The 23,839-nt window shown below is 40.4% G+C and carries 14 protein-coding genes and 3 pseudogenes; 12 read left to right on the top strand and 5 right to left on the bottom strand.

Translation table 11 applies throughout. The features are described from left to right. Window positions 1-52 precede the first annotated feature (52 nt). From HC643_RS14215 to mads6, 6 genes and pseudogenes are all read left to right on the top strand, one after another. Window positions 53-440, top strand: a pseudogene (locus tag HC643_RS14215) (hypothetical protein); the annotation flags it as partial. A 127-nt stretch (window positions 441-567) separates the two neighbouring features. Next, window positions 568-1,221, top strand: a pseudogene (locus tag HC643_RS14210) (DUF4351 domain-containing protein); the annotation flags it as partial. A gap of 16 nt (window positions 1,222-1,237) precedes the next feature. Further along, window positions 1,238-1,639: pseudogene (locus HC643_RS14205) on the top strand (DUF4351 domain-containing protein); the annotation flags it as partial. Between the two features lie 388 nt (window positions 1,640-2,027). Beyond that, window positions 2,028-2,456, top strand: a complete 429-nt coding sequence (locus HC643_RS14200) for a hypothetical protein (RefSeq protein WP_038076220.1) — start codon at window positions 2,028-2,030, stop codon at window positions 2,454-2,456. Window positions 2,457-2,625: 169 nt separating this feature from the next. Beyond that, window positions 2,626-8,016, top strand: coding sequence for a hypothetical protein (locus HC643_RS14195; protein WP_137986287.1), 5,391 nt, complete (start codon window positions 2,626-2,628; stop codon window positions 8,014-8,016). 122 nt (window positions 8,017-8,138) lie between these two features. Then, window positions 8,139-12,674: a methylation-associated defense system protein kinase MAD6 gene (gene mads6 / locus HC643_RS14190; RefSeq protein WP_137986286.1), complete on the top strand. Its 4,536-nt coding sequence runs from the start codon at window positions 8,139-8,141 to the stop codon at window positions 12,672-12,674. Here mads6 and HC643_RS14185 read toward each other — a convergent pair. Together HC643_RS14185 and HC643_RS14180 are read right to left on the bottom strand one after the other, a co-directional pair. Further along, on the bottom strand, window positions 12,652-14,466 hold the full coding sequence (locus HC643_RS14185; protein ID WP_050045781.1) for a diguanylate cyclase domain-containing protein: 1,815 nt from the start codon (window positions 14,464-14,466) through the stop codon (window positions 12,652-12,654). The genes mads6 and HC643_RS14185 overlap by 23 nt on opposite strands. A gap of 9 nt (window positions 14,467-14,475) precedes the next feature. Further along, the gene (locus HC643_RS14180) at window positions 14,476-15,456 is read right to left on the bottom strand and encodes an ABC transporter substrate-binding protein (RefSeq protein ID WP_038085308.1); all 981 of its coding nucleotides are present in this window, start codon (window positions 15,454-15,456) and stop codon (window positions 14,476-14,478) included. A 414-nt stretch (window positions 15,457-15,870) separates the two neighbouring features. Here HC643_RS14180 and brxL point away from each other — a divergent pair, with 414 nt between their 5' ends. The 3 genes from brxL (at window position 15,871) to HC643_RS14165 (ending at window position 18,292) form a co-directional block, all read left to right on the top strand. After that, window positions 15,871-17,319: a BREX system Lon protease-like protein BrxL gene (gene brxL, locus HC643_RS14175; RefSeq protein WP_038085305.1), complete on the top strand. Its 1,449-nt coding sequence runs from the start codon at window positions 15,871-15,873 to the stop codon at window positions 17,317-17,319. A gap of 149 nt (window positions 17,320-17,468) precedes the next feature. Beyond that, window positions 17,469-17,774, top strand: coding sequence for a cupin domain-containing protein (locus tag HC643_RS14170; RefSeq protein WP_050045780.1), 306 nt, complete (start codon window positions 17,469-17,471; stop codon window positions 17,772-17,774). A gap of 146 nt (window positions 17,775-17,920) precedes the next feature. Then, window positions 17,921-18,292, top strand: a complete 372-nt coding sequence (locus HC643_RS14165) for a MerR family DNA-binding protein (protein WP_050045779.1) — start codon at window positions 17,921-17,923, stop codon at window positions 18,290-18,292. Window positions 18,293-18,388: 96 nt separating this feature from the next. Here HC643_RS14165 and HC643_RS14160 read toward each other — a convergent pair whose 3' ends face one another. Next, window positions 18,389-18,643: a DUF7219 family protein gene (locus HC643_RS14160; RefSeq protein ID WP_038085304.1), complete on the bottom strand. Its 255-nt coding sequence runs from the start codon at window positions 18,641-18,643 to the stop codon at window positions 18,389-18,391. Between the two features lie 379 nt (window positions 18,644-19,022). After that, complete coding sequence (locus HC643_RS14155; protein ID WP_050045778.1) at window positions 19,023-19,289, bottom strand: hypothetical protein; 267 nt, start codon at window positions 19,287-19,289, stop codon at window positions 19,023-19,025. Between the two features lie 643 nt (window positions 19,290-19,932). Between HC643_RS14155 and HC643_RS14150 the strand changes: the two genes are divergently transcribed. Together HC643_RS14150 and HC643_RS14145 are read left to right on the top strand one after the other, a co-directional pair. Beyond that, window positions 19,933-20,874 (top strand): glycosyltransferase family 8 protein, encoded by a 942-nt coding sequence (locus tag HC643_RS14150; RefSeq protein ID WP_050045777.1) that lies wholly within the window; start codon window positions 19,933-19,935, stop codon window positions 20,872-20,874. A gap of 362 nt (window positions 20,875-21,236) precedes the next feature. After that, window positions 21,237-21,467 carry a hypothetical protein gene (locus HC643_RS14145; RefSeq protein ID WP_038085328.1) on the top strand — a complete coding sequence of 77 codons (231 nt, stop codon included), beginning with the start codon at window positions 21,237-21,239 and terminating at the stop codon, window positions 21,465-21,467. 329 nt (window positions 21,468-21,796) lie between these two features. Here the strand turns inward: HC643_RS14145 and HC643_RS14140 are convergent, their stop codons facing one another. Further along, a complete protein-coding gene (locus HC643_RS14140) occupies window positions 21,797-23,179 on the bottom strand; it encodes a CARDB domain-containing protein (protein ID WP_038085298.1) in 1,383 nt (460 codons plus the stop codon). Between the two features lie 329 nt (window positions 23,180-23,508). Here HC643_RS14140 and HC643_RS14135 point away from each other — a divergent pair, with 329 nt between their 5' ends. Continuing rightward, a complete protein-coding gene (locus HC643_RS14135; protein ID WP_038085295.1) occupies window positions 23,509-23,838 on the top strand; it encodes a hypothetical protein in 330 nt (109 codons plus the stop codon). Window position 23,839 lies beyond the last annotated feature (1 nt).

The raw sequence follows: 23,839 nt of genomic DNA, 5'->3' as shown, positions 1-23,839 counted from the left end.
TACTTTCTCAGAATATATGCTGAGAATTTATGTACTATTACATCACCACCTTATGACCTCCGAACGAGAAAGATCCGATAATGATTCACCGTGGAAAGAAGTGTTAGAAGCCTATTTTCCCCAAGCCATACAATTTTTCTTTCCTGAAACAGCAGCATTGATTGACTGGGAACGTCCCCACGAATTTCTGGATAAGGAATTCCAGCAAATCGGAGGCGGAACAAGGCAGGCGATACGCAGATAAATTAGTCAAAGTCTGGCAACTTCAAGGACAAGAAATTTGGCTGTTGATACACGTAGAAGTTCAGGCCAAATCAGAAGATAACTTTGCTCAAAGGATGTTTTCTTACAACCTGCGAATTTTTGACCGATTTGCCAAACCTGCCATCAGTTTGGCAATTTTGTGCGATGCAGATACGAAATGGCGACCAAATCAATATAAGTAGTCATGCAAAATAAATTATCTAATCGGGAGAAGGAAGTCTGAACGGGAAACAGGCAACAGTGCTGGATTACAGCGATTTTAGCTGCTTGACAAAATATATAAATATTTATCCATAAGTACTTAGCTATAACTATCCCGATACAAGATTGAACTTTGAATTTGGAATTGTCAAGCTTCTCGATTACCAAAACCGTTGGACAGAATTAGAAGCCAGCGATAACCCATTTGCAACCGTAGTCATGGCACATTTAAAGATGCAACAGACAAGTAAACAACCAGGAGAACGGAAAACTTGGAAATTCGGCTTAATTCGCCGATTGTATGACTTAGGATTGAAAGAGAGGGATATTCGTAACCTATATCGATTTATCGATTGGATTATGATATTACCAACAGGATTGGAAGCAGAGTTTTGGCAGGAATTTAAGCAGTTTGAACAGGAGCGGAGAATGAGTTACATTACTACAGGCGAGCGTATTGGTTATGAGCGGGGAAAACAGGAAGGAAAGCTCGAAGGCAGATTGGAAGGAAAGCTTGAAGGCAGATTGGAAGGAAAGCTTGAAGGCAGATTGGAAGGAAAGCTTGAAGGAAAGCTTGAAGGCGAACAGTTACTGATACTACGGTTACTGCAAAGACGGGTAGGAACGTTACCAGAATTTCTCAAGCAAAGGATTCAAACCCTCTCAACAACACAATTAGAAACACTTGCTGAGGCTTTGTTAGATTTTACAGTTCTTGAGGATTTATTGAATTGGTTAGAAGCGAATCAATCATAAGAGCCACAAATAAGCATTGAAAGCAACAGATATTCGGAATCTATATTCCATGTGGATTCCGATTTTACTAACAGGATTGGAAGCAGAGTTTTGGCAGGAATTTAAGCAGTTTGAACAGGAGCGGAGAATGAGTTACATTACTACAGGCGAGCGTATTGGTTATGAGCGGGGAAAACAGGAAGGAAAGCTCGAAGGCAGATTGAAAGGCAAGCTTGAAGGCAGATTGGAAGGAAAGCTCGAAGGCGAACAGTTACTAATACTACGGTTACTGCAAAGACGGGTAGGAACGTTACCAGAATTTCTCAAGCAAAGAATTCAAACCCTCTCAACAACACAATTAGAAACACTTGCTGAGGCTTTGTTAGATTTTACAGTTCTTGAGGATTTATTGAATTGGTTAGAAGCGAATCAATCATAAGAGTTACAAATAAGTATTAAAAGCAACAGATATTCGGAATCTATAGGGAACATCCCAATGAGGGAAAAAACGCCGACGATTGGAAATTGCAGCTACACAAATAAAGAGGGCGCTACGCAGGGTTCAATCAAGTCCTTTGCGGTGAGTGGTCTCCTCTGAGGTTGAGGGGAGATAGGGGATAGGCATTTAAGCAATTTGAGCAGGAGCGTACTGTAAGTTACATTTTCTCAAGTCGGATGGCAATTTCTTTTTTTAAAGATATAATTTATACATATTAACAGTCTTTGTATACTCATGCTTCGATTCCCACTCTCTCTGCGGGCTCTGCGCCTCTACAGTTTTTTATCTCACAGTTGGTCTGGCTTCCTATGGTTGTTGGAAAAAGCATATGCCAGTTGACGATTTAAAATTGCGAGAGGCGCAACCAAGCGATCGCCCTCACTTACTTATATGGGACACCCCTAACGACTCAGAACTCAGACGATTGGTTTACCGTGAAAATGCCGATCTAATTAGTTACCGCGATCATCTGCTTAACCGTATTGATACTAGTAAGCCTTTCCTCACGTTGCATCTTTGGCTGGAGAGAGAACTTGATGCAATCAAAGCTATGTGTGCCAATACTTCCAAGCCCGTCGTGCTTCTTAAAGACTTAGATTGTCTGATTACCTATCTGCACGTGCGATCGAACAGCCCAATCACTCTATTCTGGCAAAACCTTTTCTATACAAGACATTTACAAAGCATCTTATGGATCTTATTACCCAGTCAGTTAACACCTTCTAACTGGGATGATAGCCGTATGTTGCATATTTGAGATATATGGCAGTCCTAACTGAAATATAAAACTAATGGCTAATGGCTAATAGCGATTCAAATTTTTTACAAATAATTTAGGATTGCTATGTCTCAGACAATCGTTGCAAAAATGCAAAGAAGAAAGCCAGCGACTCATCTCTAACTCTATTCTCAACCTCCCATTTTCTATGCTCCTCAACCAACTTGTAAAAATCAATGAAACCGCCCTTGTCGCCAATGCTGTCACTTTTGAGCTTATGGAGGATAAGGACAAAAATCTGCGTCTGTGTCAGGGTTTTGTATTTAACTATGAATCCGACCCCAAAAAAATAAATTCCTCTACAGTGGGTGTGTTGAGAGCTTTAAGGAATAGCTTTCACAGTCCAAGCGAGCCAAATGTTCACTTAATGGTGCAGGATTATGGGAAGGGAAAATCTCACTTTGCTCTAGCAGTTGCTAACTTTTTTCAAAAACCCTATGACAGTGAAGAGGTGCGGGGTGTTTTGCAGCAGATTGAATACGCCACTTCTGCAAGCAGCCCGATTTTAGAAGATTTAAAACAATATAAAAAACGTGGGAGAAATTTGGTAATTTGTCTTAGTGGTGACAAACCTATAGACCTACACAAGCACTTTCTAAAAGCTGTGAAAAAAACTTTAGAAGCAGAAGAAATTGTAAGTTCTTTAGGTCAGCAAGTTTGTCGCCTTCCTCTTGAGTATCTGGAAAACTTAACTCCTGAGCAGCGTCAAGAAGCAGAGGAATATCTTTCTGAATTAGGCAATCCAGAGGGTGATATTGATAGCATTATACAGCTTCTTAGAGATGATAACTATGAAGTGATTTCTCTTGTCAAAGAAATTAGCCGCAAGCTGACAAGAACGGGTATACCACTAGATTTTGAGACAAACGTTGACATAGAAGCAATTCTTGCGGATTTAATTACCAACTTTTGCATGGGTGTAAATCCTCGCTACCAAGGAATTTTAATTCTATTTGATGAACTTTATAATTACTTGCAAATGTGGGCTAGCGATCCTGTTCGGGCTGGTAGTACTGCACTTCAAAATATTACCAATATCTGTGAAAGATTCAAAGGAAAAATTGCTCTCCTCAGTTTAACCCAAAGAAGACCGGGAAGAGTCACTCCATTAAAAAATGTTGAGGATTACAACAGATTGGTTTCCCGATTGGAACTGCTTCCCAGCACTTACGAACCTGCAGCAAGTTTGGAATTGGTTTTAAATAGTTTGCTGAAACAGGAAGAAAAAACAGCAGCATGGCAAGAATTTCTCAGCAAGTGGCGCAGTACATTACTGGCTACTAATACAACGATTTTCCAAAAGCGTACTGCTAACTACTATCAAAACCGCAACTGGACAGACACGCAGTTTTTCCAGAATATCACTGTTGGTTGCTACCCACTGCATCCCCTTACTTCTTATTTGCTGTGTAACTTAGACTTTACTCAAGGGCGTACTGCGATCCAGTTTGTTCAAGAAGATGTAAAAAGATTTATTCAAGAACAAACTGTAGAAAACAACAGTAGTCTCAATCTTATCTATCCTGTGGCTTTGGTTGATGCTTTTGAAAGCAACTTCGCTAATCCCGAGGCTAATTCAGAATATTCCTCACTGTATTCAAATTATAATAACTCTGCTACTAAGGTCAAAGCATCTGCTGATGCCGATCGCAATGAGATGTTGGTCTTAAAAGCTTTGCTGCTATTCTATGCCAGTCGTGGAAAGTTGACCAAATTGGATCGGGAAAGGCATGAAGACATTTTAAGCTTGCTGACAGGATTGTCTGCTACAACAGTTAAATTGGCGTTAGATAAGCTTTGTCAAATCCGAGAAGTTATTTTTCTAAATGAAGCAGACAATACCTATTGTTTTTATTCTGGTGGGTTTGGTATTGATGAGTTAAGAAGACGCATTAAAGAAGAAACAGCTAATAAATCTGCTACGCTCGAATCGGTAGCAAGACACTGTCAGTTATATATCGACCGAGATCTTGGTGGCGATACCACACCCACTCGGTTTATTGAGTCAAATCGTCTGTGTAGTGAAGATTGGTGTTTCCAAAATAAGGTTTTTACTGTCACCAAACTCAAACAAACTCTATCTGGCAAACAAACTGTAAAATCTATAGATACATCTGGTATTGTCGCTTATGTCATTGGTGAATCTGCTGAGGAGTTGCTAGCCCTCAGGAGAGAAGTGTCTCAAGTGTTAGAACATTCCCCAGTTAAAGGTCAAGTTGTCGTTGCGATCTCCTCTCAACCTATAGAGAAACTGGCGCGACTGCTACAGGAAAACTCAGTGCTTGAGAAAAAATCAGTTCAGGATTTTGGAGCCGCAGTGTCTCAACTCAAGCAGCAATACCAAAAGCAAATCCTCGATACCACCTCAGAGATCTTCAAATCCTCGACTTATCACTGTTACATTGAAGACAAAATTCCTACCAGCGATCGCAATTACCTTTCTCCTATTGTTAGCGCCGTACTTCAGGAACAGTATCCTTTTGTTCCCCCGGTTGACAAGGTAGATAAAATGGCATTGAAGAGTTCTGCAGGCTCGGAAGTTATTAGCTTTGTATCTAAGCGCCTGCTAGAAAATGACTTGCGTCCTCAAGCCTTTCCAAGAAAAAGTTACGAAAATGTAGTCAATCCAGTTTTTGTAAATTCTTGGCGACTCTTAAAAGCCACGTCTCAAAAGTATTCTGTTGTCGTTCCATCACATCGCAATATTAGGGTTGCTTGGGACAAAATTTCAGAAATAACAGATTTAGGGGACAAAACTGAAAATTCTGTTGAGATTGTCAAAATTTGGGAAACTTTATCGCGTCCCCCCTACGGCTACAACGAGTATACCTTTACAATTCTATTTACTGCTTGGCTGGCTTATCACCGTGCAGAAGTCTCCCTCAAAGGTGGTTTTGGGATTCCACAAAAAAAATCAGAAATGGTTCAAATTCGTACAGAACCCTTAAAAAATTGGGCATCAACAAATGTTTTTGATAAGCCTAAAGATTTTGTTAACATCTGGATTAAAAATGGCAGAACTTATCTAATTCGTCGCCTACCTGTTGCTTATCCGGAAGTACCCAATTCTATCAATTGGGAACAAGCACGGCAATTTATTCAAGACATTGAAAATTATCTTTCTAACCCATCAGATCCTACAAAAGTTTCCGAACTGAAGACTACGCAAGATAAATTGAGGAAGGGAGTAGCACGACTCGAACAACTGATGGAACCTGTTGTAGAGGTAGATAATTTACTACAAATAAATAATTTTACACAAACAGATATTGAGACTTTATTACTCATCTGTTCTCAATTGCAAGAGCCATTATCGGTAATTGCTGAGGATAACTTATCTATCTGTCCTACAGCACAGCAGACAACAAAGCATGGAGAAGCCATGCAAGCGGCGATCGAGAAAATAGGACAATTTCTGGAAGTAGAAAAAGCCCGTTCTCAGTCCTTAAATACGCAAGCTGAATGTGGTGCTTATAAAGCGAACATCCAGAGATTATTGGAGCGAATAAGATTAGTTTCTAGCTTACCAATTCGATTTTTAGAAACTTTACAAAGTGCAATCCAAGCTTCTGATATCAGGTTAGCAGAAATAGAAGAGCAAGCAAAAGTTAACAATTACCTTGAAAGAATAGAAAATCTTTACAGGAGCTTAAGTACTTTAGCGACTCAAAATGAGTATGTTGATATACAGAATCAAATTGAAAGTTTGGTTATTAGCGTTCCATCTGTTAGAGAAACAAGCACATACAGAAACATTATTCAATCTTTAGAAGAGAAACAGAACGAACTTTTCACACAAATTGCTGCTTGGGAAGATCGATTTACTTCAAGTCTGTCACTTATTGAAGCCATGCATCTAAGCCAGAGTATTAATCGTCAGCTAAACCGCTTCAATGATGAAAGTCGGCAAAGATTAAATAATCTTTTAGAACGTCTCAATCGTATAGTTCTAGAACGACAAAATGAAGAACAATCAGCAGAGAGAATTCACAATCTCCTTGACGATGGAAGGCAATATTTACAAAATATAACAAACAACCAAGATTTGTTTGATGCTTTCAAAGCATACCAAGAATTAACTCAATTAAGTTTTTCATTTTTGGCTGGATTTGTCTCTTTAGAAGAACAACAAGTACTCGAGCAATTAAAGTCTGAGGGATACACAGTGATTTCTCATAAATTCTCTCAAGTTTTTGAAGATTGTCAACAACCAATTCAGCAAGAGTCAAAGTACAATGAATTAAAAAAAATACTTCAAAAACTCCGAGATATCGTATTCCGAAACGAGCAGTTTTCCGGCTTGCACAACAATTTTGAAGAAGCATCGAGAAATCTTGAACGCCAATATGAAGAGTGGCAGAAAAAACAGCAAGATCGCAAAACACTGGAGTCTATCCGCCAGTATACGATCGCCAAGACAAATACAATTTCTCTATGTGAGGAAGCTCTTGAGGCGATTGCAATTTTACAGAACAACCTAAACTCTCCAGAACAATTTACTCAAGAAATCAATAAACTCCTCAAGCAGTTTAGAGATAAAGCAATAGAGTACAAAAACAATCTCCAAAATTTGCGCGATCGCCTGTCTCAATTAGAAACCTCCCAACAAATAAATCAACTGCGAGAGGAGTACGCCAAGTTAGATTTTGTCTTTAAAGACTCTACAGAATATCCCACCTATCAACAACTTCAAACTCAAATCAATTTAGTCTTAGAAGATCTAGAACACCTTCGCCATTGGGAAAACCTGTACCAACAAAGCCAATCCATTGCAGCTTGCGATCGCACTCTAGCAACACTTGCTGACGGACAAGCCAACTTACATAATATAGAACGCTTTCGACCCAAATTCCAAAAATGGCAAGAGCAGCTTCTGCAAAGAAAGCAGGGCTACATAGGACAACTAGACGAACTTCAAAGAAAACTCCCCACTATCAAAACTTTAAAAGAAGCTCAAAAACTACAGGGAGAACTCGCAACCAAATTAGCATACTATCGGGAGTCTCAAGAAGAACAGCGCTACCAAGCCATTTGTGCGGAAGTTAGCTTACTGATCGAGCTGCTGCAAATCTCTACCATTCAAAAACTGGATACTATTGCAGCTTGTCAAGCAGAAAGAGAAAGATTGCTTCAATGGCGACAGCACAAGGAAAACATGACTCCCACAGTACAAACTGTATTTGATTCCATGCTAACCAACCTAAATGGAACTCAGCAGCAGATAGAAAACCAGCAAAAAGAGGCTGCAAAAATATGGTTGGATAATTTAGAAACCCAGTCTACCCGCTTGGAAGAGTATACCAATGCATCAAAAAAACTAACCTCTGCTAATGAATTGTACAAACAAATTCGTCAGCAGAAACGTCAACACGAAGGTATCCTAGAACCAGAACAAAAGCAAATTCTAGAACAGATGATTAATCTCTGTGTAGAAATTCAAAACCAGGATACAGAAAGTCAAATCATCACTTTATTTGAAAGACTTCCGCGTAAGAAACAAGAAGGTTTGCTGAAGAAGTTAGAAGGATATTTAAAATAACCTATTAGGGTTTAGAAACCCATGCAGGTGGGTTTCGCCTGTGTAGTCGCGATTTCCAATCGCCAAGACCTTACCAAACATTCCCGAAGAGATCATTTATCAAATACAATGGAGACATTTTAATGCCAGCTGAATACATTCCTTTTGGCGAACCGGAAAATGAATCGGAACGCATGGCGATAAACTACTTGCGCGGTCATTTGCCTAATTCTTACAAAATTTTTGCTAACTTGGAAATTAAACAAGGTGTGGAAATTTTTGAGATTGACTTGATTATACTGGCACCTCACTGTGTTTATGTTGTTGATATCAAGAACTGGCGCGGGCGTATTGAAATTTATGACCGTCATTGGTATCCGGAGAATTACCAGCCTTACCCATCACCTCTCAAGAAATTAAGAAAACACGCTAAAGTTATCAGCAGCACGATCTGTGACACCAATCGCGCTCTACAGCAGCATTTAAGCAGGGTTCACATCCAAGCGACTGTGTTGATGACTTCTGACGACGTGGAAGTCATTGATAAGGGCGACAAAGATGGCGACCACGTCACTTATCTTGATAAACGCTGTCTTGACTATTTTCAAAGCGTTGCTTGCGTTCCACCCCAACGGCTGACGATTATCAAGCCCTACGTCAACTATGTGGAAAAAGCGATTCGGGGAAAATCTCAACCAAAAACTTCCCCCCATCGTTATTTGCATTGGCAAGTTGAGGAGAAATTGGGAGGAAACGATCGCTATACTGAATACCGTGCAGTCAATCAAATGATAGGTACTGCTGACTGTACTGTACGCTTGCGGGTTTACAAAGTTGACCCCTTGCTAGAACCAGTGGAAAGAGCAGCACAACACAAGCTTATTGGCACTGCTTTTTTAGCTGTTTTCAAGATTCCTCGCCATCCTAATATATTACCAGTACGAGATTGTTTTATCAGTCAGACTGATGATGGTATTGTGTTGGTGACTGATGATGTACCGGGACAAGCTCTCAGCCAACACCTTAAAAAGCACAGTTTGAATCTAGAACAGAAAATTTCTATTATCCGGGATGTTCTCCGTGCTTTGGAACACGTCCACAAACACGGGGTGATTCACCGCAACATAACTCCTGACAGTATTTTAATTGCTGCTGACGAACAAGCGAGCCTGACGAGTTTTGATTATGCTCGCGTTCCGAGTCACACAAGTACCATTGCTGATGAGATTGCAGAAGATTTGGCTGAGTACGCTGTTTATCAAGCTGTGGAATGTCAAAACGACCCTTCCCAAGCAAGCATTCAATCGGATCTTTTCTCTGCTGGGCTGGTTTTCTACACCTTGCTGACAGGGGTCGCAGCTTTTGAAGATGCGAATCAAATTAGTGAAGAGAATGCTCTGTTTCCTGTCAAACCCTCAGAACGCAATTCCGAACTCTCCCCTGCTTGGGATATATGGTTGCAGAAGCTTTGTGCTTTTGCACCTCAAGACCGCTTTCCTGATGCTGGTACAGCACTGCAAGAATTCTCTTCTCTGGTGTCAAACCCTATTTCCTCTGTTCCTGTGGAAGAATCTTCCTTGGATGGGCTTGATATCACCAACCTTCTCCCGAATACACTTATCGATGAGCGTTACCAAATTATAAAACGCTTGGGTCGTCCGGGTAGCTTTGGTGTTGCTTACCAAGTCTTTGACACTTTGGGGGAGGTTGAACGAGTTTTGAAATTGGTCACCAAAGATCGGTATTCAGTTTACGAGAGGTTGCAACAGGAGTACAAGACTTTGCAAAAAGTTCCAAAACACCCTCATATTGTTGAGGTGATTTGGGCTGGTCAATTAAAGGATGATACTCCTTTTATTGTTTTTGAGTACGTTCAAGGTCAAGATGTTCAACATCTGATTGAAACCAAAGCTATCTCTGTAAAACAATCTATTGAGATTGTCGCACAAACTGCTGTTGGTTTGTCTCACTTGCACGAGCACAAGGTTTGCCATCAAGATATTAAACCTTCTAATCTCTTGGTGACGGACACGGGCGTGCGAATTATTGATTTTAATGTGGCGGTGTCTGATGGTGATGAGATAGTTATCTCTGCTGGAACTCGTCGTTACTTACCTCCTGACTGCAAATTGACTTCGAGTTTAACTCTGGCTGAGAAAATAGACCGGGATTTGTATGCTTTGGGTATTGTTTTCTATGAATGCGTGACGGGTTGTTACCCTTTTGATGAACCCCAGCCTCCAAAGAAAAAATTACCTCGCGACCCTCGTGAGGTGAAAGGTTGTGAGAATTTGGATGGAGAATTGGTAAAATTGCTGATGCGTGCGATCGCTCCTCAAAGATCCAAGCGTTTTTCTTCGGCTGAGGAATTCTTGGCGGAGTTAGGGGGAATAAACCGCAGAGGCGCTGAGGTCGCAGAGGAAAGAGAGGAAAGGGGTGATGGGGAGAGGGAAATTTCTTTGTTTGAGGTTCCTATAAGGAATGAGGTGAACGGGGATAAGCCTGTAGTTCTTGACCCTACAGAGTTGTATGAGATTCCTCCCGGTTATACCGCGATCGCAACTGAGGTAGACTGGATGCGGTCTTTTGGTGTCAGTGGTTCTCCATGGTGGGTGAAGGGTAAGCGCTTGTGCGATTGGGCTGTGGAATGGTTGCAGGTGTGGAATAGAATGGATGAAGTGGCAGAAATTAAGCCAGATCCCAAGGTGCGCTTGCAAAGTTTGTTTGGCTCTTTGCCTTTACCTCAGGAGTGGTCCGATAAACAGATACTGGCTCTTGTTACCAGGCTTGACTCTTATCCTCAAGAAAATCCTATTGCTCGCTTACTTGCAGACGTGTTGGGTCATGAGGAAATTTGGTTTGGAGAAGCTTCCATTACCCATCTTGCCACATGGCTGACTGTTCGAGTTCCCCAAGAGTGCAAACCTTTAGAGAAAGTATGGCAGCAACAGTTTCAAGACTGTGACTTGGCGACTTATTACTTAACAGAAGATAAGTTTCAACTTCTGCGTTGTTGGCTTGGTATTGCCAAACCTTCCCTCACCGAACTTGGGAAGTATTCTCTGGATATTCCCGATATTATCGCACAAGAGTTTGATCGATACTGGGAACAGCAGATGTACCTCACCCAGGGCGAAGTTCTCAAACATCTTCCCCCACACCAAGCAGGTATGGAACGTATCGCCAGTATTGCTCTTAAAGTAGCCAAGCAGCGTCCGAATTGGAGCGATCGCGTCAAAGAAACAGGGATTGCTGTTTATCTTAGCTACCAGCAGAAGCAAGAACTCCAAGACCTCCAATCTCCAACCCAACCGGAACTTTTACCTCTTGATGCTAGCCCCAGCCAAGCACTCACCTGGGTGACGCAAAGCTATCTTCCCTTCCGTCGTTGGGAAGTCATTTCCCAGCCTCTGGAACGTAGAACCAGCGAACGCTTGGCGGATAGCTTTGTAGAATGGATGCTACTGCATTATCCCCAGATGAAGGTAGACTCGGTTGAAAATTCCTATCTCAACTACAGTGTTGCATCCCCAGTCCGCGATCTTTGCCAGTCGGGTCCAGTGCTTTGGGTAGTGGTGGATGGTTTGGGATGGTTAGATCACATGGAACTTTTGTCTATCCTCAGCCAAAATCACCAACTGGCTGTGGAAAAGGACATCGAACCTCGGTTCAGTATTTTGCCAACGAAGACAGAGTACGCGAAAGGGAGTTTGTACTCTCAACTTTTGCCCAACAGTTCTGCTTGGGAAAAAGACAGCATCAAAAAAGCTTTTGCAAAAATGGGCTTGGGGGAACACTATACAGACAACCGTATCGATCGCTTACGCAAAGATTTAAGGAAAAGAAAACACAAACTCTATTGTTGGGACACAACCCAGTTTGACGAATTGCATCACAACAGCAGTGATTGGCAGCATCTCTATAATATCAAGCGTCCCTACACCCTAGAACTTATAGCCAGAGAAATCGTATCTTTTGTGGAAGAGTACCCCAACCCAGAAGAACTTCGAGTGGCGATCGCTAGCGACCACGGTCAGATTTTAGGAACCTCTGAAAAAATTACCTGTCCCCGAGAATTAGAACCCCAGGGAAGAATCGCAATTGGCAAAACCACCGACCCCCGCTTTGTCGTGTTGGAGAGCGATCGCTACGGCTTACCAAACGATATCAGTGTCGTGCGAAGTTCTGCCACCATAAGTTCGTTTAATTATAACTCCGACAAAAAAATCCTTGGTTCTCATGGAGGGCTTTTCCCCGAAGAAGTTGTCGTTGGTTTCTCTGTTCTGAAAAAAACCATTCAACGCAGTCCCGTTATCATCACCTGTCATGGAGAAGGAGAAGCGGGAAAACCTGGAAGAATAGAGATTACTATTGATAATTCCAACTCCGTACCCCTAACAGATTTGTATCTCTATATAAAAGAATTGCCCTCATTTGACACGAAAAAACCCCTAGAAAAAACAATTCCAGCCAATCAACGAGTCAGCTTCCAACTCACAATACCCAAAACCCCGGAATTATCCCTCACCCATGAAAGCGATCGCCTACCCCTATCCGGAGAACTTACTTTTAAGTTTGCAGGTCGTGAAACCAACAGCGCAAACCTTACACTAGATTCTCAAATTACCATCACTCAAATGTTTATTAGCCAAGGATTTAACATCGATGAATTCCTGTAAAACCATCTCCATCAGTACAATAGCGATCGCGCCCCTTTTGTTTGGCATTGTACAGTGCTTTATCGGCTGAAGCAATGAGTGTATCTGGCTTGATATCGCAAGTGGGTATGACACAAGTAATACCCAAACTCACTGTGACGATCTCCTTAATATCAGACTGTGCATGGGAAATGGCTTGATGGTAAATTGCTTGTTGAATACTTTGTGCTACTTCGATCGCTCCTGCTAAATCGGTATTGGGAAGGAGTACCGAAAATTCTTCTCCTCCGTAACGCGCTACAAGATCGGTAGGACGACGAACCACTTGTTGTACGGTTTGCCCTATTATAATTAAACAACCATCACCTCCAAGATGACCGTAGTAGTCGTTGTAAGATTTGAATCGATCGACATCCAATAAAATCAGTGACAGGGGTTGTTGTTCTCGTGCAAGGCGTTTCCATTCTGCTTGCAGTCGTTCATCAAAGCAGCGACGGTTAGCCACCTGAGTCAAACCATCTAAATTGACTAGCTGTTCTAGTTTCTGATTTGCATTTTCTGCTTTTTCTTTAGCAATAACTAACTCTGTTGTTCTCTGCTGTACCCGTTGTTCCAAAGTTTCAAAAGATGTTTGTAACTGAAGTGCCATGTTGTTAAACGATTTCGCCAGTTGACCTATTTCGTCTTTTGAGCTAATCTTGGCACGGATATCTAAGTTACCTGCTGTAAACTGGAAAACTATATTGGTAAGGTAAATTATTGGCTTTGTTAGCAGTTGCCCAATAGCAAAAGCGATAATTGTGACGACTCCAGCAATAAGTGCAAATAGAAATATTGTGTCACGAATTAGGTTTTCTACAGGTGCTAGGGCAACAGCAAGGGGTCGTGCGAACAACACAGACCAAGGTTTATATTTTAACCGAGCGATCGCAATCAGATTAACCTGATTGCTTGTTGCTGGCAAAGATGTAATTAAATAGGGAGGTTTACCATCCAATGCTTGCTTAAGTTTGAACTCATAAGTTGACAATTCTTTAACAGGAGAATTAGGCAACCGCTCTTGCCTTTGTAGTTGAGTTACAACATCGAAAGGCAGAGGGACAATTGATTTAAAAAGTAGTTTTGGTGCCGTACTATGTGCCAGGTAAATATTATGTTCATCTAAAAGAATAGCAAAGGATTTTCCCCCAGCCAGTTCAGTTGCTCGAGTTACTAACTGCTGAACAACAGTAGCATTGTATGAAACTCGCAATACACCTAATATATCTCCCTTGGCATTGCGAACCGGGCTGCTAAAAAAGAGGGTAACAAGATCGGGAACCGTGGGCGATAGCTTCATACTAGAAACAAAGGGTAACCCAGTTTCCAATGGTTTTTTAAAATAATTTTGAACGGATTCATCTTTGCTAATGTTTGGTGTATGTGTATCCAATACATTTTTCCCATTTAAGTCGAGCAAAGCATAGGAGAGAATATTAAGCATATCTTTGCGACTCAGACGGATTAATGTTTCTGTCGCCAATTGCTTGATGGGGCTGTCATCTCGCTGCTTTGGAGTCAGGCTGAGATAGCCTGCTAAACCTGGTAAAAGCGCCTCTACACGCACGGAATTGAGATTTGTATCAATAAAACCATCTATTTTGTAAGTGGTTTCGTTAGCCGCTGCATATAGGGCTTGTCGAGCGTTATCAGTTAGTGCTTTTTCAGTTGTCTGTTTGTTAATAAATGCCAATAACAGCAACGGAATCAAAGCAACAATGAGAAACGAGACGATTAATTTTGTACGAATGCCGCCTAAAAAAGAGTGCTGCATGGGTTTAAACTAGGAGGCAGGGTTCAAGAAGGAAGAATTAAATAAACTTTTCAGATCGGGAACGCGTGTCATGTTTCCTGAGCGAATAAAAAAGTCTGCATATATCTTGGCAGTTTTGTAGATGGAGTTAGGGTTGCTAGATTGAAATAAATTTTGATTTTCACCTAGATCGGTTAGATTTAATCCCTCCAGCGAGAGTGTATTGCTAGGAATTTTTAACGCTTTGCTAACGATCGCGTTTCCTTCTTGAACATTTGCTTTCCAGTAGCTAGAAGCTTGCAGCCATCCTCGCACAAATGCACGAACGTCTTCGGGGCGATCGCGGATTGTCTCACCGCGAAATATAATCATATCTAAAATCAAGCCAGGGATTTGTTTGCTGGTAAATAGGATATGTCCCCCTGATTTAATAGCTTCAGAAAGATGGGGTTCCCAAGTGTGTCCGGCTTGAATATCATTATTTTTCAGATTTTGAGGAATTTCTAAAGCCTCTAATTTAACCAAGTTCACATCATCGCTGGTTAAATTGGCAGTTTTCAACATCTCAGTCACGAAAACTTCGCTAAAACCACCTAGATTTGCACCTAGCTTTTTTCCTTTCAAGTCAGTGAGGGTTTTAATTTGTGATTGAGCGACTACCGCATCTGCTCCTGTTGATTCATCTATAACGATTACGCCTTGTATATCAGAATTTGTGGCACTCAAGATTATAAAACTTCCCAAGGACGATGTAATACCATCATACTTACCCGCACTGAAATTTGCTCGTTCCAATTGGGTATATCGTTTATAAATGAGTTCTACATCCACTCCCTGGGCTTTGAAGAATCCTTTTTCTTGAGCAATGATACCTGGATACTCCCCAACAAAAGATGCAAATGCCACTTTCAAAGGAGGGCGTTTGGATTCAGTCGGTGCTGAAGCATGACAAGCAAATAGCAAACAGGTACTAATAAAAAAAATACTAAAGTATCTAAGTAGTTTAAACATATAGCCATTTTAAATAATTCGTGACAAGATCCTGAAAGGAGACTTAAGCAACAATCAAGACTAAATACAGGGACGGTCACGATGTTTTCTCAGGATACAATCCATAAAACGATTATGGCAAGGCTGGGCGTTTCGTCTGGTTTTATCAGCTAAGTGGAAACAGGTGTTTTTTTAAACTGCTAATGGCTAATGGCTAATGGCTAATGGTGAGACCAGAGAAAGCAGGAGGGTTTCCCGCCGTAGGGGACTGGCGTTCGCGTTCGCGGAGCGTGCGCTTTGCGCTTAGCGTCTCCGTAAGGAGATACCCGAAGGGCTAATGGCTTTTTGAACATTAGCCACTAGTAGTCTTCACTCTTCTTTTTATATTTCATTCAGGACTGCTATAGATAATGCATATCACCGAGTAAACTATAAATGAATTCTTGTGAAATCGCCCCTTACAATAACGAGTTAGTACGCGAAGTCTTTGGAAATCTTTGTATTGACAAAACCCGATTGCCATCGAGTAGACTCACCGATATAGGTGTACCCAGCTTTGTAGCCGAATGGTTGCTAGAGAAAATAGTACCCGGAATCGGAACCCTAACAGCCACAGAAGCCGAACAAATCAATAGCTTCGTCAAAAAAGCTTTTCCCCGCAAAGATGACCGTAACGAAATTATATTTGATTTGACGCAGGGGGAAGTCAAAAAACTTATTGCCCTCCTACAAGTCCGAATCAAACTAGAACCCAACGGACGTATTATTCCCGAACCCTCCGCTCAAATTCCCGCTCTCAATTTAACTGAATGCAGAATTTCTACAGAAATTATAGAACGATATAAAATGCTTTTGAGACAGGGAGTTTGGGGAAAAATCACCCTTGGTATGCTTCCAGAAGGGAAAGTAGACGTTATGGGTTTTGAACCCTTCCAATGTTCTCAAGTCAACCTACAAGCCTACGCTAGTTGTCGGGTCAAATTTAGTTCTCAAGAGTGGAAAGACTTGCTCTTTTGCTCCATGGGCTTTAATCCTCAAGACCCCAACTATAACCAAGAAGCTAAAACGTGGATACTTTCAAGGTTACTTCCATTAGTAGAGCCCAATTACCATATCATGGAACTAGCACCCAAAGGAACGGGAAAAAGCTTTTTCTATGAAAATGTTAGCAGTAAAGTGTCTTTAATCAGTGGAGGTAAAATCACACCAGCCCAGCTCTTTATTAATGGCAGAACCAAAGAAGTTGGCTTGTTGGGACGTCACGATCTTGTAGTCCTAGATGAAGTTCAGAGTTTAACATTTGACAATCCTGATGAAGTCATCGGAACCTTAAAAACCTACCTTGCTAGCGGGCGATACAATCGTTCCGGCTTTGCAGATATTGCCAGCGATTGCGGATTGGTGATGTTAGGAAACATTGAATTAGACGAAAACTTGCGACCCCGTAATGAAGAGAATTTAATTGCCAATCTCCCCATTTTTTTTGCAGAAACCGCCTTTCTAGACAGAATTGCGGGTATCATTCCTGGGTGGGAAATTCCTAAATTCAAGAAGGAAATGGCAGCATATCAGTTTGGTCTTAAAATGGATTTCTTTGGTGAAGTTCTACTTTCCTTTCGTTACGATAATCGATTTTTGTTATACGCGCAAGAACACACGCAATTCGATTCAAATGTTACCGTTCGAGACCAAAACGCCATCCTCAAATCAGCCTCTGGTTTTCTCAAACTTCTCTACCCTCATTTAGAATTAACATTAATGGACTACGATCGCGATTGCTTAAAACCAGCCCTGCAACTGCGTCAAGCTATTCGTGATTCACAATATCATCTTGATGATGAATATCGGCAGCTTGGTAAAGAAATATACGTTGAGGTTAAGTGAAATGAAATTATAGCAATATTATTTAAGATCTAAACAAGGGGGACAAGGAAGAGGTGTTTGTAACTCTTGCACGGACTACTACATAGCAGTCCGATTTGAGTTGTAGGAATTATTAACCGCAAAGACGCAAAGAGTACGAAGAAAAGAAGATGGAAAAACATAATCTAAAACACTTGGGCGATGGCATTGTCGAAAGCTGGAAAAGCTTTAACATTAGTCAAGTGAATAGTAATAATGTCCGTTTTAGAGTCATGGAGAATGTAACAGCAAGTTGGCATTCACACAGTACAAGTGATGAGTTATTTTACGTAATTTCAGGTACCGTTCATATTGATACTGAAGACGGAACACATACACTGAGTGCTAATGAGCTTCTTATAGTTCCTGCTAAAACTAAACATCGCGCTAGAGTTGAAGGAAAAGCAACTTTACTAGTTATAGACAAGATAGAGTAATAACTACAGAAGATTGGGTAACTGGAAGTGTATTCGTGTTGTTATTGCCATCGCTTGCTTCTTTCCTCAGAGCCATCCGATTACTTGGTTAAACTGTGGAGTATAGTCCACAGTCAAGTCAATTTTTCAAATTTTAGGTAGCGACAATGCTCATTGGTGAACTGGCTAAAACAACAGGCTTGTCCAAAGATACAATTCGCTTTTACGAAAAAATGGGGCTAATTAATGCCGATGAGCGACAAGCAGGTTCAAGAACCTACAAGGAATTCAGCCCGTTGATGGTGGAACGGTTAATGATGATTACCCAAGGAAAGTCTCTAGGATTTACCCTCAATGAAATTAAATACCTGATACAAGCGTGGGGAAATGATATCATGCCAGATGATGAAAAAATTCAAGTCATTGACCGCAAACTTGAAGAAATTTCTGCAAAAATACAGCAACTCCAAGAAATTAAAACCTATCTGACAACCAAGCGGAATAGTATCATTGGGAAAGCTGATGTTGTCTCTGTTTGAAAAGTTTTGCGATCGCCAATACCATTTGAAGAGCCCTGGTGCGATGTTGTTAAGGCATAGGCGATCGCAGGTATGATTTCCCGATGGACAGCACAATTAATGTTCTGTATCTGAAGCTATACCTAATTCTAAATAGCTGCGTTTTAATTGCTCCCAAAGCTGGCTAATTTGTTCGTAAGCATCTTCTGCTGAGATTTTACCAAGAGTTTGTAAATTACACACGTAAGTGACTCGTGTCGCAAATTCTTGTAAATTTGCATTGAATACAAGCCTCTGTGGTGTGAATTTCCCCCTATAACTACTCTTGTGATAGAGGAAGTTTTGTAGCTCTGGTTCTTGTTCTTGCGCCATAACTATCTATTTAAATTTTTGATAACACTTTTGCTGTCAGCCAGACAGCGCTCATAAGAGCCCAACACAGGAATTTTATCTTTTTTTACATAATTTAGTTTTTCTCTCTAACTGACTTAGCTAGGCTAGAGATAGCGTAGCATTTCTTGTGATTTTTTATAATAAAAGTTATTGAAGATTGACTTTACAGATAAACAAGTTAGTGGAAATAATTATTATTGTATAGTAATACTGTATGCGTTTGCCGCCCTTACGCGCTGTGGACACAAACAGCGCTAATACAAACCAAATAAAGAAGATTTACGCTTCGTTATATAGTTTGGTTTGTGCTCGCCCATTGACTTATTTTGTAAGATTTATAGGGAGCTCAACACTCCCATCATACTTCTGGTATTTCCCCAGCTTTTTTGGATTGTTCCAGAAATTGAGCATATTTCCCGGTATAAATTGCGTCTATACAACGGTTACCCCACAGTTCTGCCTCTTTACGAGATGAAACCCAATGTACCCCTACCTTTAATGAACTGCCTGGGATACTGTTTACAATTACAAGCCAGTTAAAAGCTACAAGTTCAGGATAGTGATAAATGTAAAAACAATGGTTGCGGTAGTGGACAGCAGCAACTAACTGGATATTATTATACATTTTAATTTTTATTGATTCAAAAGAACCATCTGCTTTTATCAAACAATATAATTATTAAATTAAATCAAAATTTTATTGTTAGTAGAATTTACTTTTTTCTTATGTTTACTATAGAAAAGTGCTGCATTAGCGCAGCTAGGACTACAGACAATTTCTCAAGCTTCGGGTTGACTAGTCCTGAAATAATGGCTTTGGGGTACCTTCTGGAAAACTCGGGTCGATGCGGATTCAGGATTGGGGCTATAGCAGACTTAGCAGCGAACGCATGAGCTTCAACTACAAACTAGTAAAGATGATTTGCACCGACTGACTGATTGCATAAATAATATAATTCTAAGTAGGCTAGCGATCGCGCAAAAACTGGAGATTTTGACAGAAATTGATTGTTTTAGTAGGTTTTTCTTCTCGTTATAGGTCTTTGATTTCCAAAACTTTAACGTAAAGGAGTTCAGCTTTGACGTACCTGAAAGATAAATTTATAGTGAGAGCTATTGATAAAATTTAGTTATCTTTCATGCCTTATTATTCTATATGTTACTAAGTTTAATTAAAAAAAATATAACTACTTTACTACTATTGATAGATACGATTATCAGTCTAATATAGTAAATCATGTTAATGATGAGTTATTTAAGTAAGACTCGTGTTCCTTAACTCCAATGTTCAGCCAATTGTTCTTGTTTGCGCTGCTGATAATAACTATGCAATGCCCCTTGCGGTCACCGTTCGTTCAGCGCTGACAAATCTGAAAAACCAACAGAAAATAGCTTTGTATATCCTAGATGGAGGTATTACTAAAGCTAATAGAGCTAGAATTCGCAAGTCCTTAGACGAAGAACGGGTCAGTATTTCATGGATAGAGCCAGACAACAAGCTCTTTGATAAATTGGTATTGACCAGACATTTAACACTAACTTGCTATTATCGGCTGCTCATTACCGAATTTTTGCCAAAAGAGTTTCATAAAGCTATTTATTTAGATACTGACATGATAGTGACCGGAAACTTGGCAGAATTATGGGCTATTGACATGAAAGATAACTATGTATTAGCAGTTCAAGATGATGTTGAACTATACATAGGTATGTCTGATGGTTTGAGAAACTATCGTGAGGTGGGTATCTGTCCGGAGGATAAATATTTTAATTCAGGGCTTTTAGTCATCAACCTTGACAAATGGCGAGCGGAAGGTATTGGAAACAAGGTAATCGAATATATAAGACAAAATACAGAGTATGTACGCAATGACCAAGATGGTCTAAATGCAGTTCTTGCAGGTAAATGGGGAGAACTTCACCCCAAATGGAATCAAATGCCCAAAGTACATGAATATTCATCTTGGCAAGACAGTTCTTTTCCAGAGGATGTGTATGACGAACTGATCCACCATCCTTGCGTTATTCACTTTACCAATTCTCCAAAACCCTGGTATGCAGGATTAAAAGCAGAATGTCAGCACCCTAAAAAACATTTGTTCTTCCATTATCTTGATATGACCGATTGGTCTGGATGGCGAGATACCATGTGGAGACGACTTTGGAGAAAATTTATGAAAACCACATCATTAACGACCTCAAAACTCTAAGAATGATGTGTGGTGTTAAGTCTGTTTAATGAGTCATTAAAAAATTTGCGTGTTTCTTTACGCCTTTGACGCCAGATGCTTGAGCTTTGGTAACCAGAGCAAAGCACTGGCTCTTCCGTGCGCGAAACACGATACAAATGTAGCGCATCTGTAGAATAGCAGGAGCGTTGATATTTTTACGTATTAATATTATATAAAAATCTGTTAATACTATCAAAAGCATTTCTTTTAAAAAATACTTATCTTAAGGATGAAATATCTTTCTATCTTTAGGTAGTTGCAATTATCCTCAAACTTTATACATCCTAGTGTTATGAACTTAATTATATTAAACGGCCTACCTAATGCATGACAGATTTCACATGACGCTTGAACAAGAAGAAGCCATATACTACTCACAACTTTTCAGATATGGAGTAGATTATGAAAAGGCGGCAATAGCTGCCAGAATTATAGCTTCAAAAGATCCCGATGAGCTTTTAACTGAAGAAGAAAAACAACTAGTTACAGAAGCTTGTAAAATTTGGTTGGCAAAACACAAGCGTCTTACACATATAAACCCAATGCTAAACAAGTATCAAAAATTTAAATAAATACTTATATTATTAAGTCTTGTCCTGACTGGGAACCAGTCAGGACAAGCTTTATGTCTTATCTTAGTGCCATTCGGTCACAATCCCCGATCTTACGGAACATAACTGCCCTCTACCGTCTGCCTTCTTCAACGGGGGATTTGGGGATATCTTGAATGTTTTGCTACTGATAAAAAGACTTTTCAAACATCCTCTTAGGTAAGAGTTTCAAACTTTTAATCAGCAACACTAAATTTCTATCCCTCCATTGAGTCCTCATGATTCCCATCTATAGGGAGTGAGTTAAATTGATGTGTGGTTCTACATCGTTGAAGCTTTGACTTAGCATCTTAGCTTTTTCCTTTAATGGTAATCTTTTTGGCAACGACGTTATTAGTTTCATCGGTTTCGTTAATATTAGACTTGTCATCGCCCACATATAGCAGGTAATAATCGCCAGAGGCGAGATTGCTATCTAAGCTGAAGGTTTTGGTATGGGAGATATACTTACCAGCACCTATATGCTTGACCGAGTCCTCACCTAACAAGATGTCATTACTATCCCAGGTACCGTCTTTGGATAGATAAAAACCGACCCTATGTTCACCAGCCTCTCCACTACCAACATTTTTCTCTTCGTAGGAAAGTTTAATCTCACTACCTGCTTTCGCTCTTTCAGGTGATTTGTCATTTTCTACTTCTACTATCAAGTCTGGTGAAGCAGTCGTGAAACTCAATTTCTCTATTTCTAATGAGTCTTCATTATTCTCATCTATAGGCTGGGAGGGAGTAGGAGTAGGCTCGATGGGGGGTTCTGTATCGTTGAGTTCGTAAGTTGCTGCGTTTCCTTTTGCATCTTTAATGGTAATCTTTTTAGCAAAGACATTATTAGTTTCATTGCTTTCGTTGACACTATAATTGTCATCGCTCACATACAGCACGTAATAATCGCCACAGGCGAGATTGCTATCTAAGGTGAAGGACTTAGTCCGGTTGACATACTTACCAGCACGTAAACGTTTAACTGAGTTCTCTCCCAACCGAATGTCGTTACTATCCCACTTATCATCTTTGGATAGAAAGAAACTAACTCTGTGCTCACCGGCATCTCCAAGACCTATATTTTCCTCCCTATATGAGAGCTTAATCTTTTGACCTGCTTTTGCAGTGTCGGGCGCTTCACCATTTTGTATTATCAAGTCTGGTGAAGGCGCTTTAATGCTAATTTTTTTGGCAAAGACGTTATTAGTTTCATTGCTTTCGTTGAGATCGGACCAGTCATCGGCGACATACAGCACGTAATAATCGCCCGTGCTGATATTTTTATCTAGGGTGAATTCTTTGGTTTGAGAGATAGACGAACCTGCACCCAGACTTTCCACGGGGTAAAACGAGTTAGTGTCTAACAGAGTATCATCACTACTCCACTTATCATCTTTGGATAGATAGAAACCTACATAGTGGCGACCTGCATCTCCACTTCCAATATTTTTTTCCGTAAAGGAGAAGGTGATTTTAGTACCTGCGATCGCCCTTTCATTGTTGGTGGCGTTTTCTATTATCAAGTCTGGTATGCTAGCAGAACTACTACTAGACGTCTCAGTAAATAGACTATCTGTCTTAAGGAGGGTGAAATCCTTGTTGGAGCCCATTACACTAGGTTCAATACTGTTAACAAAGCTAGTATTGCTGGTGTCTAAGCGATTTGTATTTGTCCTGTTGTCTGCGAACATTGGTGCTCTCCTAGATTTTTAGAAACGCTTGTGTTTGATGAAGAAGCCCACAAGCATGAAGCGATTCGTAAACTATATAAGTCCAAATCGCTCATATTTTCAGGAAGGCAAAAGCCATTCCCTTTGGATTGTTTAAAATTAGTTTCTCAGATATGACATCTGAGAGGAACGCTCGTAATTCCCCACGAAATTAGCTACTTCTAGCTTTAGCTATTCTTGCAGATAACTCTCCCAATTAGGTTTTTCACCGTTATTTTTTCAGGAGATATATCTTTGATTTTTAGCCGTAATGGCGATTGTAGCAGATTTAGGCTCGGAATGCCAATATATTGACAAAATTGGGAGTTTATAGCGCGATCGCTATCTACGGCAAAAGAGCAACTCTCGGTTTCATTTTGACGGTAGCATATATATCAACCGTTAAACCCATACTGAACAATGACAGTATTGAGAACACCCCAATTTTTGAGATCGTCTTTCAGCATATCCCGCAAGCGATCGCAAATCCGATCGTCTGTGCAATCTTCAATAAATCACTGTTCGTTGTGAATTATTCACAGATTGAACGACACCTATTTTTGAGTCTAAGACCAAAGAAAGACGTCATTGTTGAAGCATACATTCAACATAGATTCATGGGGAGAATCAGCAGGCAATGAC

The sequence above is a fragment of the Tolypothrix bouteillei VB521301 genome (genome assembly GCF_000760695.4).
In the GTDB taxonomy this organism is placed as follows: domain Bacteria; phylum Cyanobacteriota; class Cyanobacteriia; order Cyanobacteriales; family Nostocaceae; genus Scytonema; species Scytonema bouteillei_A.
This window is presented reverse-complemented; position numbering and strand designations above follow the sequence as displayed.

Excerpts from the sequence above, each read along its gene's own strand:
- mads6 (WP_137986286.1), top strand. The coding sequence starts at position 8,139 with ATGCCAGCTGAATACATTCCTTTTGGCGAACCGGAAAATGAATCGGAA.
- HC643_RS14180 (WP_038085308.1), bottom strand. The coding sequence starts at position 15,456 with ATGTTTAAACTACTTAGATACTTTAGTATTTTTTTTATTAGTACCTGT.
- HC643_RS14145 (WP_038085328.1), top strand. The coding sequence starts at position 21,237 with ATGACGCTTGAACAAGAAGAAGCCATATACTACTCACAACTTTTCAGA.
- HC643_RS14160 (WP_038085304.1), bottom strand. The coding sequence starts at position 18,643 with ATGGCGCAAGAACAAGAACCAGAGCTACAAAACTTCCTCTATCACAAG.
- HC643_RS14195 (WP_137986287.1), top strand. The coding sequence starts at position 2,626 with ATGCTCCTCAACCAACTTGTAAAAATCAATGAAACCGCCCTTGTCGCC.
- HC643_RS14185 (WP_050045781.1), bottom strand. The coding sequence starts at position 14,466 with ATGCAGCACTCTTTTTTAGGCGGCATTCGTACAAAATTAATCGTCTCG.
- HC643_RS14155 (WP_050045778.1), bottom strand. The coding sequence starts at position 19,289 with ATGTATAATAATATCCAGTTAGTTGCTGCTGTCCACTACCGCAACCAT.
- HC643_RS14170 (WP_050045780.1), top strand. The coding sequence starts at position 17,469 with ATGGAAAAACATAATCTAAAACACTTGGGCGATGGCATTGTCGAAAGC.
- HC643_RS14140 (WP_038085298.1), bottom strand. The coding sequence starts at position 23,179 with ATGTTCGCAGACAACAGGACAAATACAAATCGCTTAGACACCAGCAAT.
- brxL (WP_038085305.1), top strand. The coding sequence starts at position 15,871 with ATGAATTCTTGTGAAATCGCCCCTTACAATAACGAGTTAGTACGCGAA.
- HC643_RS14200 (WP_038076220.1), top strand. The coding sequence starts at position 2,028 with ATGCCAGTTGACGATTTAAAATTGCGAGAGGCGCAACCAAGCGATCGC.
- HC643_RS14165 (WP_050045779.1), top strand. The coding sequence starts at position 17,921 with ATGCTCATTGGTGAACTGGCTAAAACAACAGGCTTGTCCAAAGATACA.